13 protein-coding genes are annotated in these 14088 nt (G+C 52.0%); 5 read left to right on the top strand and 8 right to left on the bottom strand.

Features of this window, described 5'->3' with window-relative positions; all coding sequences use genetic code 11:
* Positions 1-227: 227 nt before the first annotated feature.
* The 4 genes from PFH44_RS18255 to crrC form a co-directional block, all read right to left on the bottom strand.
* Positions 228-764, bottom strand: coding sequence for a GNAT family N-acetyltransferase (locus tag PFH44_RS18255; RefSeq protein WP_283825757.1), 537 nt, complete (start codon positions 762-764; stop codon positions 228-230).
* Between the two features lie 87 nt (positions 765-851).
* On the bottom strand, positions 852-3941 hold the full coding sequence (locus PFH44_RS18250; protein WP_283825756.1) for a multidrug efflux RND transporter permease subunit: 3090 nt from the start codon (positions 3939-3941) through the stop codon (positions 852-854).
* Positions 3942-3981: 40 nt separating this feature from the next.
* Entirely contained in the window at positions 3982-4896 is a 915-nt protein-coding gene (locus PFH44_RS18245) for an ABC transporter six-transmembrane domain-containing protein (protein ID WP_283825755.1), read from the bottom strand.
* Between the two features lie 248 nt (positions 4897-5144).
* A complete protein-coding gene (gene crrC / locus PFH44_RS18240) occupies positions 5145-5531 on the bottom strand; it encodes a colistin resistant protein CrrC (RefSeq protein ID WP_045855166.1) in 387 nt (128 codons plus the stop codon).
* Between the two features lie 384 nt (positions 5532-5915).
* Between crrC and PFH44_RS18235 the strand changes: the two genes are divergently transcribed.
* Together PFH44_RS18235 and PFH44_RS18230 are read left to right on the top strand one after the other, a co-directional pair.
* On the top strand, positions 5916-6620 hold the full coding sequence (locus PFH44_RS18235) for a response regulator (protein WP_283825754.1): 705 nt from the start codon (positions 5916-5918) through the stop codon (positions 6618-6620).
* On the top strand, positions 6617-7699 hold the full coding sequence (locus tag PFH44_RS18230) for an ATP-binding protein (RefSeq protein ID WP_283825753.1): 1083 nt from the start codon (positions 6617-6619) through the stop codon (positions 7697-7699). Before PFH44_RS18235 ends, PFH44_RS18230 begins: the two co-directional genes overlap by 4 nt.
* Before the next feature lie 26 nt (positions 7700-7725).
* On the opposite strand, the gene PFH44_RS18225 is transcribed toward PFH44_RS18230, so the two are convergent.
* On the bottom strand, positions 7726-8622 hold the full coding sequence (locus PFH44_RS18225; protein ID WP_045855169.1) for an ATP-grasp fold amidoligase family protein: 897 nt from the start codon (positions 8620-8622) through the stop codon (positions 7726-7728).
* Positions 8623-9112: 490 nt separating this feature from the next.
* Here PFH44_RS18225 and PFH44_RS18220 point away from each other — a divergent pair, with 490 nt between their 5' ends.
* Together PFH44_RS18220 and PFH44_RS18215 are read left to right on the top strand one after the other, a co-directional pair.
* Positions 9113-9658, top strand: coding sequence for a cysteine hydrolase family protein (locus PFH44_RS18220; RefSeq protein ID WP_283825752.1), 546 nt, complete (start codon positions 9113-9115; stop codon positions 9656-9658).
* A 146-nt stretch (positions 9659-9804) separates the two neighbouring features.
* Positions 9805-10311 carry a GNAT family N-acetyltransferase gene (locus tag PFH44_RS18215; protein ID WP_283825751.1) on the top strand — a complete coding sequence of 169 codons (507 nt, stop codon included), beginning with the start codon at positions 9805-9807 and terminating at the stop codon, positions 10309-10311.
* 256 nt (positions 10312-10567) lie between these two features.
* Here the strand turns inward: PFH44_RS18215 and PFH44_RS18210 are convergent, their stop codons facing one another.
* From PFH44_RS18210 to PFH44_RS18200, 3 genes are read right to left on the bottom strand one after another with little or no spacing between them, the layout of a single operon-like run.
* Positions 10568-11476 carry an alpha/beta hydrolase gene (locus tag PFH44_RS18210; RefSeq protein WP_283825750.1) on the bottom strand — a complete coding sequence of 303 codons (909 nt, stop codon included), beginning with the start codon at positions 11474-11476 and terminating at the stop codon, positions 10568-10570.
* Positions 11466-12362, bottom strand: coding sequence for an alpha/beta fold hydrolase (locus PFH44_RS18205; RefSeq protein WP_283825749.1), 897 nt, complete (start codon positions 12360-12362; stop codon positions 11466-11468). Before PFH44_RS18205 ends, PFH44_RS18210 begins: the two co-directional genes overlap by 11 nt.
* Positions 12346-13443: a sugar phosphate isomerase/epimerase family protein gene (locus PFH44_RS18200; RefSeq protein ID WP_283825748.1), complete on the bottom strand. Its 1098-nt coding sequence runs from the start codon at positions 13441-13443 to the stop codon at positions 12346-12348. The genes PFH44_RS18205 and PFH44_RS18200 overlap by 17 nt, the downstream gene beginning before the upstream one ends.
* Before the next feature lie 141 nt (positions 13444-13584).
* On the opposite strand from PFH44_RS18200, the gene PFH44_RS18195 reads away from it, so the two are divergent.
* Positions 13585-14088 (top strand): TetR/AcrR family transcriptional regulator (locus PFH44_RS18195; RefSeq protein ID WP_283825747.1); only part of this gene is annotated, 504 nt, incomplete at its 3' end.

Raw genomic sequence — 14088 nt, 5'->3', positions numbered from 1 at the left:
GTAATCCGTTATCCAGGCGTGCATTTCGCGGGCGCTAAGCCAGCGCACGCCGTGGCGAGCGGCGATTTCAGGCTTCCCGTGCCGCATTAAGGTAATGTCCATATTGGTACAGCCAGGTAATGAAATAAGTAGAGGCAATATAACATACCGCTCATTACGCGCTATCGGCTGCGTGAGCAGGGGCTAAGGGGGCAGGTCTGCCAGGCGCGGACATTGCACTTAATCAGCTACTGAACCCACTCCTTTTTTAGCAGCGCGTAGATATACGTATTATCGTATCTTTTTTCCCCGTTCTCCCTTTCAAAGGAAACAAACTCTTTAAAACAACCTTCACGTCGCATATGAAGACGTTCACAAAGCTTTTGCGAAGCCAGATTGTAATCTTCAACCCATGCGTACAAACGCCTGGCGCCTTTTTCATTGAATAAATATTGAAACAGGGCGGTGGCCGATTGTATTGCAAAACCCTGCTTCGCATAGCGTGAGTTAAAATGCCATCCTACCGACCAGGTATCGCTGTCTGGTTCGCCGCTATTGTCTGCAAAAAGATGCCCGATTAAGTGGTCTGTTTCTTTGATACAGACGGCAAACTGCCCCGGGTCGTTCGCTCTTCTAAGCATGTCGTTCTTTGCCTCTTCTAACGAATGTAGTTTTTCATCCAAAAAACAAGGGGCCAGCGGCGAGGAAAGGTAGTCAAAAAGGGCGGCGGCATCCTTTTCCATAAATGGGCGAATAATCAGTCCTGGGGTTTTTATAATGCTCATAATAATCTCGGGTGGTTTAATTTCTTATGCAACTTAATTCCGGCCAGCAGGTGCGGTAGCTGGCCGGGAGAGCGGCTGGGGTTAGCCTTATTTACGTATTTTAATAAACCGCGTAATCACGACAAAAAATACGGGAACAAAGAAGATAGCCAGTAAGGTTCCGCTAATCATGCCCCCGAAAACACCCGTTCCTATGGCATGCTGGGTGCTGTCACTCGCTCCGCTGGCAAGCATCAAGGGTACGACGCCTAATGTAAACGCCAGCGATGTCATGAGGATCGGGCGTAAACGCTGCTTCGACGCGATCAGCGTTGCTTCGAGCAAACTCATACCCTGGCTCATTAATTGTCTGGCAAATTCAATAATCAGGATTGCATTCTTGGCGGAAAGTCCAATAAGGGTTATCAGGCCTACCTTGAAGAAGACGTCGTTGGTCATATTGACTGCGGTAACGGCGATAACCGCGCCGAGCAGGCCCAGAGGAACAACAAGCATAACCGCGAATGGAACAGACCAGCTTTCATATAGCGCCGCCAGGACCATAAATACGACCAACACCGAGAGCACAATTAGCCCCGGTAACTGCGACGCAGACTCTTTTTCCTGCAATGAACTTCCCGCCCATTCTCCTGCGAAACCCGACGGCAACTGTTGCGACAGCTCCTCCATTGCCTTCATGGCATTACCGGTAGATTGCCCTACGGCGGCGCTGCCGGTAATGCGTATGGCAGGATACCCCTGATAGCGACTCAGCTGCTGCGGGGCGACGTTCCAGGATAGCGTCACAAAGGTGGCTAAAGGCAGCATCTGCCCCGAGCGGTTCTTGACCGATAGGGCTAATAATTGCTCCGGCTGCATGCGGTGTGGCGCATCGGCCTGGACAATCACCTGCTGAACCCGACCCTTGTTGGTGTAATCATTGATATAATTCGAACCCGTGGCGACAGAAATCGTTTGATTAATTTCGTCAAACGATACGCCCATCGCTTCCGCCTTTTCTCTGTCCACGTCAAGAGCAAGGCTGGTACCTTCCGGAAGCCCATCGATATAGACGTCTGACAACTGATGACTTTGATTCGCGTGCTGCACGAGACCATCCGCGGCCTTTTTGAGCGCCTGATAGCCCTTACCGGCCCGGTCCTGCAAATAATAGGTAAACCCGGATGATGTCCCCATATCGGAAATAGCCGGGGGAAGCAGACTCATCGTTACCGCGTCAGGCACGTTTTCCATTCTGGACTGAATATAGTCAGCCTCATTCTGGGCGGTCGTGCCCACGCGTTTTTTCCAGTCCTTCAGCGTGGTAAAAGCCATAGCCGAGTTCTGGCCTGAGCCTGAAAAGCCAAATCCGAGGATCATAATGTTGCTTTCAACGGCCTGCTGAGTGGCGATTTCGTCCTCAAATTTTTGCACCACCTTAAGCGTTCGCTGCATCGTCGCGTCTGCTGGAAGCTGGATTGACGACATAAAGTAGCCCTGATCTTCATCCGGTAAAAATGACGAAGGCAATGACGAGAGTCCGGCATACAGCGCAAAGCATAGCGCGGCATAGAGCATCATCATGCGTCCGCTCCGCGTCAGAACAAACCCCAGTCCGGATTCGTAAAAGGCGCTGAGGCGATTAAAACGTGCGTTGAACCACGTGGAAAAGGTTCTTTTTTTACTTTGATCATGACTGTGCGGCTTGAGCAGCGTTGCGCAGAGCGCAGGGGTGAGAGTCAGCGCCAGAAATGCCGATAATAAAATGGATACCGCCATAGAAATGCAGAATTGTCGGTAAATAATCCCGACGGATCCGCTGGCAAAACTCATAGGAATAAATACCGCGGTCAGTACCAGCGTAATGCCAATAATTGCCGGGGTGATTTCATGCATAGCTTCTCGCGTTGCCTCCCTGGGGGAGAGCCCTTTTTCCTCCATCAGACGTTCGACGTTCTCCACCACAACGATCGCATCATCGACGATAATGCCGATCGCCAGCACCATGCCAAACATGGTCAGTATGTTGATCGAATAGCCGCTTAATAACATCACCGTAAAGGTACCCAACAAAGCCACAGGGGCGACGATAGCGGGAATAATAGTGCAGCGGATTTTATGCAGGAAAAGCAGCATCACGAGGAAGACCAGCACCATCGCTTCGGCAAAGGTCTGCACAACTTTGATGATTGAAAGCTTAACAAAAGGCGCGGTGTCAAAAGGAACCGTAAACTCCATTCCTTCAGGAAGCACGGCTGACAATTCCGTCAGCCGCGCGCGAATACCCGATGCCGTGCTGATAGCATTTGCTCCCGGCGAAAGCTGAATAGCCGCCGCCGTTGCGGGAACGCCATTCTCACGAATGCCAAATGCATAACTTTGTAACCCGGACTCTACGCGGGCAATATCAGATAATTTCAGACGCGCGCCTGAGGCCTGCGATTTAATCGTGATATTGCGAAATTCCTCAACCGTTGAGAGCTGTCCTCTGACGTTAATCGGGTAGGTGACGCCCTGGCCGGGGACGGCAGGCTCATCTCCCGTTCTGCCGGGCGAAACGATCACGTTTTGTTGACTCAGTGCCGTTAATACCTCCGTGACGGAAAGCGTATAGCTGTGTAATTTCATTGGGTCCAGCCATATGCGAAGGGCCTTTTCCCCGCCAAATAGCTGCACTTTCCCTACACCCGGCACGCGTCGCAGTTCATCGGTCACATTTCTGGCGAAATAGTCACTTAAATCTGCTTCCTCATATGCGCCGCTTTGGGATTTTAATCCCACCATCATCAGGAACCCGGAATTAGCTGCCTCAACGTTTATGCCGTTTTGTCTCACCGCCTGCGGTAAACGCGCCTCCACGATCTTAATCTGGTTTTGCAGGTCCATCTGGGCGAGCTTGATATCGGTTCCCGGCTTGAAGGTAACCGTAATTGAAGCCATGCCGGTGGTGTCACTTGAGGATTCAAAATAGAGTAAATTATCCACAGCCGAAATCTCGCGTTCGATAAGCGAAACGACAGAGGTGTTCATGACATCCGGGCTGGCGCCGGGGTAGCTGACCGAGATAATGATACCCGGCGGAGCGACAGCCGGATATTGCGCTATCGGCAGGCGCGGGATCGACAGTATTCCGCTCAGCACAATAAACAGGGCGACCACCCAGGCGAAAATGGGACGTTCAATAAAAAATTGCGGCATCAGATAAACTTCCAGTCAACAAATATAACGTTCAGGAACATCAAAATGATTCGTTTGATACCCGAACCTCATCATCCGCCGTGACTCGTTTGCCGATATCCCTGAGCTGTGAGAATTTCTCAAGGAGTTGCGGCGCGTCGTCCAGGCTCGTCGCGAACATCCACATATAGGTCATCACGGAATAAATATGGCCGGCATTGGTGCCCGGCGTTAGCGTCATCCAGATGATGGTTATGGTAAAAAGTAAAGATATCAGGATACCAATGGCTAAATATCCCCACGCTTCCCTGTCTGATAATGCGATACGTAGACGCGCAAGGATGGAATAATGCCTGCTCAGCGTCAGCGGCACCGCCTTGTGAACATATTCGACCTCTTTTTCCAGGCGATTGTTCAGGCGTCGGTATAACGACTCGTTTTTATCTGCATATCCGGATACAAAACACATCAGGATTGCCACAATGATCAAACAGATAACCCCTGCCCAGAACTCAATCAATAGCAGCATTATTGCCGCGCCAAAAAGTGAAATGACCGAGGTGATAAGCAGAGGGAGATGCATTTCAAAGAAATCAACAAACTCGCGCGAGAGCGTCACGCGGGCGGCAATAGCCGAATGATTGAGCGAGTATTTTCGTTGGGAGACCACTACCGATACGGCAAGCCTGGCGTAGATCCTGGCAAAGGTTCGCGTATCAATACTGCGTCTTGCCGCGCCGATTAACCACATAAACAAAACCATCAGGCCATATATTGCCGCGCTGAACGTCTGTCCGGCAAGAATGGCATTTATCGCGACACCCGCCGCTACGGGGTAGAGCAGAAAGGCGATATTTTCGGCAAAGACAAGAAAAAAAGTGACGAACAGTTTTTTCCTGTGGCGGATTGCCAGGATTTTAAGTGAATTACCCACCTCGGAAGGGGCTGGTGGATAAGCGGTATCTTTATAAATCATAGTTATTTCATCTTGTGCGCCTGAAAGCGCATCGGTTCTGTCATGGGCATCACCGGCCCAAAATGGTTGCGTTTTTTGCTCAAAATCCCGGTTACGGCCCGGGTTAGACTGAGAGCCTGTGCTGATTCTACGAGGCTGATATTGACCCGGTATGAGATGTTTATGGAGACAGTGTGGAGGTAAATAATGAGGGGCTTTTCCTCGATACTGCCTTTACGCCTGGTTGAGATCTCATGTTAATGAGTGGCTTAAATTAACCGGATAAGTAAAAACATGGGTGAGCCGCAGAAAAATATCACCAGGAAAAACTCATAATAAAACAGGATATCAGCGATTTCAGGCGTTATGTTTAAAAGCAGATTAAAAACGACGGCGCTATAAAAAAATATTACTGCAAGCCAGAACGTCACGATCGAGAGATCTTTAAGCGCCCCCGCTTGTTTTTGCTTGCTGAGCAACAGCACCGATACGGCTATGCAAACATATATGAACGGTGATGATAGTATTGTGGTCGTCACTCTCTCTTCAACATGATGTACCAGAAACAGCCAGACATACAACATCCCCCATGACGTAAGAATAAATAAAATAGAGTCGATAATTTTTTGGAGGCAGACGCTTTTTATAATATGCATGCTCATTACCATAATGAAGTAGTCGATGACCGCTCGATTGTATTATCGAGAATTGCCGTTATGAGATGAATCATATTCAGCAATGGCTATTGATGGCCGAGTGTTGCATGACAATGTTGAGCATTTATATCTGAATTGTGTAGCGAGTATGGACAGGTCTTTCAGCACTTTCCCTATAGGTTTTTTCTGCACAGCCGTAAAAATTAATTTTTGTTGCAACTTTTCTACAATCCAATAGTCAGATTGTCACGTCGTTACCGGGCAGGTAAATTATGCGGCATTTATTCCCCTGCGATGAGTCTCTGCAGTGCGGGTGAATTAATAACGACAGGCCAGCTTTTCAGCGTAAAATAATAGTGATGATCCGTACGGGCAGGAGATCAAATGAACAACAATAACCTGATCGTTGTCGTCGAAGACGATGATGAAATTGCCGACATACTCACAAGCTATTTGCATCGGGCAGGGATGAGGGCGCTCAGGGCTGCGGACGGCGAGCAGGCCCTGAACCTGAGTCGTTTACATAAGCCAGATCTCATTTTACTGGACATCCATCTGCCCGTGTATGATGGCTGGAGCGTCCTGACGACCTTGCGCAGAGAGAGCAATGTACCGGTCATCATGGTCACCGCCCTGGATCAGGACGTCGATAAGCTGATGGGCCTGAGGCTGGGAGCAGATGACTATGTGATAAAACCGTTTAATCCCTCTGAAGTTATCGCGAGAGTCGAAGCGGTGCTCCGGCGAACCAGGCAGAATACCGAACTGGTGAATTCAAGGCCCTTAAGAACGTCATTTATGACAATCTACCCGGATGATTTCTTTATTGAAATTACCGTTGGGGATCGGTCCGTCACCCCGCTGCTGACCACAACTGAATTTAAACTCCTGACCTATCTGGCGAGATATCCCAGAAAGGTGTGCTCTCGCGAAGAGCTGCTTGATGCCTGCCTGCCGGAAGGTGATACCCTCGATCGCACGGTGGATAGCCACATGAGTAAGCTGCGGAAAAAGCTCGAACTAGCGGGCCTTAAGGGGATCCCTGAAAGCGTTCGAGGTCTGGGTTACCGTTTGGGTGAAAACAAATGAATAAAGAAACGATTCTGAGTCGGCAAATATTAACGTATATGCTGTTGCTCACCTTCACTATTATTGCAATAGCCGTAGTAGGTTCTTATTTATTTTATAGTTTTTTGATCGACTATCTGCCGGGGGGCGCAACCGTAGGTAATGAAGATGATATGACCATGCTGGACTGGATGTGGATCGCGATTGCTTCGGTAACCAGTCTTGTCGTTTCTCTGTTCTTTACCATTAAGCTGTCGTCAAGAATACTGACTCCGCTAAACGCTGTCGCCTCCAGCCTGAAACAAATCTCCCAGGGAAACCTTGATGCTCGGGCATCTTGCACCAGCTCTCAGCTGGGGGAGATGAATAACCTTGTGAATGATTTCAATGAAATGGCGCAAAAACTGCAGACCCTGGATGTTCAGCGGAATTTATGGAATGCGGCGATCGCGCACGAGCTCAGAACGCCGGTGACGATTCTACGAGGAAGGCTTCAGGGTCTGGTTGACGGGGTGTTTGAGCCCGAACCGCCACTGTTCAGAAACCTGCTTAAGCAAACTGAAGGGTTAACCAATCTGATCGAAGACCTGCGGGTTGTCAGCTCCTCCGGAGGCGCCGGGTATACTCTTACGCTCAAGAAGGTCGATCTTCCCGCCACCATTACCAGCGCCCTTGATACCTTTTTACCAGAGTTTCGACGAGAGCAGTTTACTATTTTAACTGAACTCAAAGAGCAGCACTGCATCTGCGATCCGTTGCGGATTATTCAGTGCCTGACGGTTCTCTTTGATAATGCATTGAAATATTCAACATCTCGAACGTTGATTTTGAAAAATGGTGTTTCAGGGAAAAATAATTTTATCCTGGTGCAGGATAAGGGACCAGGGATCCCGCAAGAACTACAGAAATATATATTCCAACCTTTTCAGCGTGGCGAATATGCAAGAAGCGTTAACCCTGATGGATGCGGATTAGGGTTATCAGTAGTCAAGGCTATTATGCTGGCGCACGGAGGTGATGCTAGCTACACGTTAACACGCGATAATCACTCAGTGTTTACGCTATCGTGGCCAGTGGTTAAGGCTGAACAAACGTACTGATAAATAAGGCTCCGTCGAGCCTTATTTTAGGTAGGTAATTGCCACATTGCTCCTAGCTTAGCATCCCACAGCGCCGGAGTGATTTTAAGCTTGCCTCGTTTTGGGCTTAATGTGATTTCACTGAAATAGACGTCATCGCCTTGCAGCATCAGGTCAACGCGGCAATAGTCAATTTCTTTGGCCAGTTCCTGAGCGGCGGTGATGGCGCTATGAAATGATTTTGGTTCCGGTACGGCGTCTGGCGTATTTGGGTATTCCATCTGAAATGGCTGCAAATTCCACGATCGGTCATATACGTTAATGAATTCGTTACCGTTTTCATCAGTGAAATCCGCCTCGACAAAGCATGCCACGCCGTGAAAACAATGTATTCTCAACATTTCCGGGGTGCTGCTTTTTTCCTTGTCGGAAAATAAGTCGACAAATTTTTCACAGAGGATGACGGGGGGGATGTTCTTATATTGCCATTCTCTGGTAGTGTAATACATGTTCTTTTTAAGCGCCAGCCGTAGTTTTTTTAGGGCGTTAACCGGGTTGAACTTTTCTCTGTCCGTACAAATCACCGCGCTGCCGCTATCATGGTTACATTTTAAAACGAATTTTTCAGGCAGCTTGTTAAAATCGATATCATCGACTCTGTTGTAGACGCCAATTAATGGGATAGTTTTAACCAACTGAGTTCTTGTATGTACATACTCTCTCACCGCCAGCTTATCAGCCAGTAAGGTATAAAATGAGTTGTGGTCAAATATCATTCGATGACAAATTTTCTCATTCAGCGTCACTGGGTCTCTTAGGTTTGATGCGTTTCCTGAAACTTTAGTCAGCGCGGCAGTATGATAGTAAAGATCTGTTGTAAAAAAGACTCTGCTTTTTCTGAGTAAATATTCGATATACTTAAGCGAGTAATTGAGTTTGTTCATGGTTCCCCCTGAGTAGAATGAATATTCTGGCGGGGGATGATTGATTTATATTGCTCAGATTATGGAGGGAGCGTGGAGTGGTGGGCCAGAGTTAACGATATATTTAACCCGAATAGCATCCGCCTGGAGTCCAGGTTAGGCGCTGGTCGGGCAGAGAGCCAAAAACCGTGGCCGACATGCCAACCTGGTGCGAAAAAAGAGGGCAGGTAGGGCCGTACCCCTCTCTTGAATTTGGTATTTAAGCGGTGCTATAAGATGAGAGTACTTCTGAGTGATGCCTGCTATTTCTGGTTATTACCGCTTAACGACTAAGTAAGGGTCGGAAAATGATTCAGTCAGTTCAGCCAGCAACGACGTCTACCACCACCGCAACCTGCGGCGGCGTGGGCGTATCTGTGTCTGGCTCCTGACAAAACAGATACCCACTCCCCGCCGGTCCGGACGGGGAGGCACGGCTCTCCGTTCATCACATTTTGAATGGAGACATATCATGATTTCATCTGAACAAGCGCTAATCGTTATCGATATGCAGGAGGGGCTTTTCCGCGGCCCGGCTGCTCCGCATTGTGCAGACGCGGTTCTGTCAAATATCTGCCTGCTCATCGCCAAAGCGAGGCGCTCTCAGGTGCCGGTCTTTTTTGTTCGCCACATTGGGTCTGACGATTCCCCCTTCTCAGAGCACGGCCCGCTAACAAAGCTGATACCCGAACTCGACGTGGACGCCGAGCGGGATAGCGTTTTGACTAAAAAGCATCCCAGCTGTTTTCGCGATACCGAACTGCAGCTTCAGCTCAGCCACAGAGGCGTCAAGCAGCTGGTTATCGTCGGAATGAAAACAGAGTTTTGTGTCGACACCACCTGCCGGGCAGCGCCGGAACTGGGCTTCAGCACCGTGCTGATTTCAGATGCGCATACCACAATTGATAACCCTCATTTATCGGCAAACGAAATTATTGGCCACCACAACAGAACGCTGGCGGGCCCGTTTGTAACGCTTTCGACCGCTGCTAGCTGGAACTTTGATTCTGACAAGTGAGTGCCGTATGCGTCAGGACATCGCGAACGCCATCCATCGAAGCAGCCGGTAAGGCTGCCTTTGGGATTTATTATCGACTCCAGGATGATGCCTTTTCCGCCAGCATTCTCTATGCTGACCAACGCTTTGATAAAGGACCTATTTCCATGATAACAGTAGAGAAAGCGGATCCATGTTCGCCCGAATCGTATGGTTTAATCGAATTGCTGTCCGCTGAACTTGCCGCGCTCACCGGCGACAGTGGCAAAAGCCATTTCACCGTTGACGCAATGGACGGGGACAGAACGCTCTGGGTCCTGGCAAGAAATCCGCGCGGTGATGCCGTAGGATGCGGCGCTATCCGGCCCTTATCGCAGGATATTGCCGAGCTTAAAAGGATGTATTCCGACCGCAGCGCTCGCGGTATTGGTCACGCCTTACTTGCTTTGCTGGAGACATCGGCAAAGAGTATGGGATACCGCGAGCTTTGGCTTGAGACCCGGCGAGTTAACCAGCGGGCGGTACGTTTTTATGAGAAAAATGGTTACGTGCGTATTGAAAACTACGGCCCCTATATCGGGCGAGAAGATGCGGTCTGTTTCTCGAAGGTATTCGTCACGGGTAGGGCGCAGGCTGAGGCACAAGCCCGCGGGGCGATCGATAACAACCGGTAGAGATGACGATCCTCATCCTTAATGCGTTGTCGGCAATCGTTTCGCAAGGATCCCCCGCGATCCGCTATTTTGACCGAGAGCTATCGTGCAGTGCTGACGATACGCCGCGCGCAGCGGCGGCCGGCTCAATCTGAGAACCTTCTTCGAGCCGCTGCTGCGGACAGGCGGCACGCCCCTGATTGTTATCATCAATGGCAGCCTGGCTGAACCGGACCATCGTTGATAACAGGCATCGGGGACGTGCCGCCAGGCTTGCTTAGCAGCGTGCCAGTTCAAACAGCCGACGCGCCGCCGGGGTTAACCCTGACATATGGATACAGGCGTGCACCATGCCCGGCAGTCGTTCGCAGCGTACCGCCACCCCGGCCTCCTCAAGCCGAAGCGCGTATCGTTCGGCCTCATCGCGCAGCGGATCGTATTCGCAGCTCAGGATAGTTGCCGGCGGCAAACCGCGCAGTGAAGCCGCGTCCAGCGGTTCGGCGTAAGGATGACGACGCTCTCCCAGATAGCTGTGCCAGCAAAACGCCATCGGATCGCGCGTTAAATAGTAGCCCTCAGCAAACTCGCGATAGCTCCCGGTTGCCATATCGCGACTTAGCGCCGGATACAGCAGCAGCTGATGTTCGATGCGAGGGCCGTCGCGATCCCGCGCCAGCAGCACGGTCGCTGCTGCAAGGTTTCCGCCGGCGCTATCGCCGCCCACCGCCAGGCGGCGGCTGTCGATGCCTAAACGCTGCGCCCGTTCGTAGACCCAGCATAGCGCCTGGTAAACATCCTCTAGCGGTCGCGGAAACGGATGCTCGGGAGCCAGTCGGTAATCCACGGACACGATTACCCGTCCGGTAGCGTTGGCCAGCGCCTGACAGGGCCGATCGTACAGCGCCAGCGATCCCAGACACCAGCCGCCACCGTGAGCAAACAGCATCGCCGGCCGCGCGGCTTCTGCGTTTAAGCCGGCTGGCGTATAGACGCGAAGGGCAATACTGTGACCATCATCAGCGGTAGCGACATAGTCTTTGTAGCCATCGCTGGTTTCCATCTCCCCCTGGAGCTGAAGCAAACCGGCTTCCGTGGCCGCGCGCATCTCGGCCAGCGTGGCGGGCGGCGGGGCGCCCGCGTGCGACGACGCGGCGAGAAAGTCGGCAATATGCGGATCAAGCGGCATAGGGAGTTTCCTCTGACAGAAAGGGGACGATCAGCCCGATAAACGCCTCATGACGCTCTTCGGTAATAAAATGGCCGCAGTCGGCCACCGTCTCGCCGCGCAGATCGTGGGCATTTCCGCGCAGGGTTGTTAGCGGCGCATCACCCGTTGCATATTCAGCCCCCACCGTCAGCACCGGCATCGTTAAGGCCGTTTTCGCCCGGAGCTGATTCTGTCGAATGGTCTCCGGGATCGCTCGATAGTAATCGAAGCCCGCGCGCAGCCCGCCTGGCGCAGAATAAGCGGCGATATAAACCTCCGCGGCTACCCGATCGCGGCGATGAGACCAGCGGTTGAATATATAGCTGAGATACTGTGATTCACGGCCGTAGGTCAGGGTTTCCGGTAAATCAGCCAGCTGATTGAACATGAAGTGCCAAAGAAAAATATTCTCCTCCGGCGCGACAAAAATCGACGGGGCCGGGGCCAGCCCCGGGATCACCGCTTCAGTCAGCACAAGTCGCTCAATCGCCTGCGGAAAATCGCTCGCCATGGCGTAGCCAATCCACATACCAATATCGTGGCCCACCAGGCTGTAGCGCTGATGCCCCAGCTGCGCCATGACCGCGTGCAGAACGGCGCCAACGCTGCCGGTGTCGTAGCCGCCGAGGGGCTTATCGGAATCGCCGATGCCGGGAGGGTCAACTGCGATCGCCTGAAAACCGGCGTCGGCAAGCGCGCGGAGGACGTAGCGCCAGGTATACCAGGTCTGGGGCCAGCCGGGTATCAGCAGTACCGGCTGTCCTTTTCCCGCTACGACGCAGTGAATGCGCTGTCCGTTGACCTTCGGATAGACGTGCCGCGCCTCAAGATCCGCGTGAAGGATCTCGTCATATTGTTGTTCCATGAGGGGTTCCTTGAAATGTTCTGTCCTGGAGAATGCCAAGTAATTTTTTGATTTGATGAGGATTTACCGGCGCGCCGGCGAAGTCGTCGAAGACCTTATCGGTGATGTGAATAATGTAGCTGCGGATGAACTCCGCCCCCTCACGGGCACCGTCCAGCGGATTCTTCAGGCAGCACTCCCACTCCAGGGTTGCCCAGCCGGCGTAATCGTATTGCGCAAGCTTTGCGAAAATGGCTTTGAAATCAACCTGACCGTCACCCAGTGAGCGGAAGCGGCCCGCGCGATCGATCCATGATTGATAGCCGCCGTAGATCCCCTGGCGACCGGTGGGATTAAACTCGGCGTCTTTAACGTGGAACATCCCGATCACGTCCTTATAAATATCAATAAACTCCAGGTAGTTGAGCTGCTGTAGCACCATATGGCTAGGGTCAAAAAGCACCCGGCAGCGGGGATGTTCGCCCACCCGCTGGTGGAACATTTCGAACGTCACGCCATCATGAAGATCCTCGCTGGGATGGATTTCATAGCACAGATTAATCCCCCAATCCTCGCAGGCGTTGAGCACCGGCAGCCAGCGTCTGGCGAGCTCGTCGAAAGCGGTTTCGATAAGCCCGGCCGGACGCTGCGGGAAGGGAAAGAGGTAAGGCCAGGCCAGCGAGCCGGAAAACGTACCCAGTTCGCTGAGGCCAAGGCGCGCGGAGGCTTTGACGGCCATCAGCAGCTGTTGTCGGGCCCACTCGCCGCGGGCCTGCGCATTACCGTGCACTTCGGGCGGCGCAAAACTGTCGCATAAGCTGTCGTAGGCCGGATGTACCGCCATCAGCTGACCGAAAATATGGCTGGTCAGTTCGCTGACCACCAGGCCGTATTCCGCCAGCATACCGGTAAGATCGTCGCAGTAGGTCTGACTTTCCGCCGCGGTGGCCACGTCGAAGAGGCGCCGATCCCATGCCGGGATCTGTAATGCCTTAAAGCCGGTTTCTGCGGCCCAGCGGGCAATCGCAGGCAAGCTGTTGAAGGGGGCAACCTCATCGCTGAACTGAGCGAGGTGCAGGGCTGGACCTTTGAGGGTTCTCATCGTATACTCCTATTGTTTGTCAATCGACAAACAATAGGAGTAAAAACCGATAACCGCAAGCGAAAATTATAAATGCGTTGGTAATCTCAATAATTTAAGCGATCCTGTCGCACTCAATATCGGGCAAACTGGAGCAACGTAATGGCAGGCAGACCGCGCGAATTCGATCGTGAGCTGGCGCTTTTGAAAGCGCGCAATCTATTCTGGCGACAGGGCTATGAAGGGACGTCGATGTCGGATTTGGTAGCCGAACTGGGTATCGCCTCCGCGCGTATTTACAAGGCGTTCGGTTCAAAAGAACAGCTTTTTCGGCAAGCGATCGCTGACTATGAAAATCGCGAAGGGGGATTTGCGGATCGCGCCTTTGCCGCCGGGAACAGCGTGCGCCAGGCAATTGAAACGCTGCTGATGGATGCCGTGTATCTGTACTGCCAGCCGGATCTGCCGCAGGGGTGTATGGTGGTCGCCTCCGCGGCCAGCGTCAGCGCGGACAATGACGACATCAAAACCTGGCTGGCCCAGCATCGTCTTCAGCGCACGCAGCAGATTATCGACCGGCTGCGGCAGGCGGTGCAGAGCGGCGAGCTGCCAGCCACGACCGACGCTGACGGCCTGGGGGATTATTTCGCCGCCCTGTCCCTTTTA

The organism is Klebsiella sp. Ech2A (assembly GCF_030078455.1).
GTDB classification, from domain to species: domain Bacteria; phylum Pseudomonadota; class Gammaproteobacteria; order Enterobacterales; family Enterobacteriaceae; genus Klebsiella; species Klebsiella terrigena.
The sequence above is the reverse complement of the archived record's forward strand: the minus strand, read 5'-3'. Positions and strand labels throughout refer to the sequence as shown.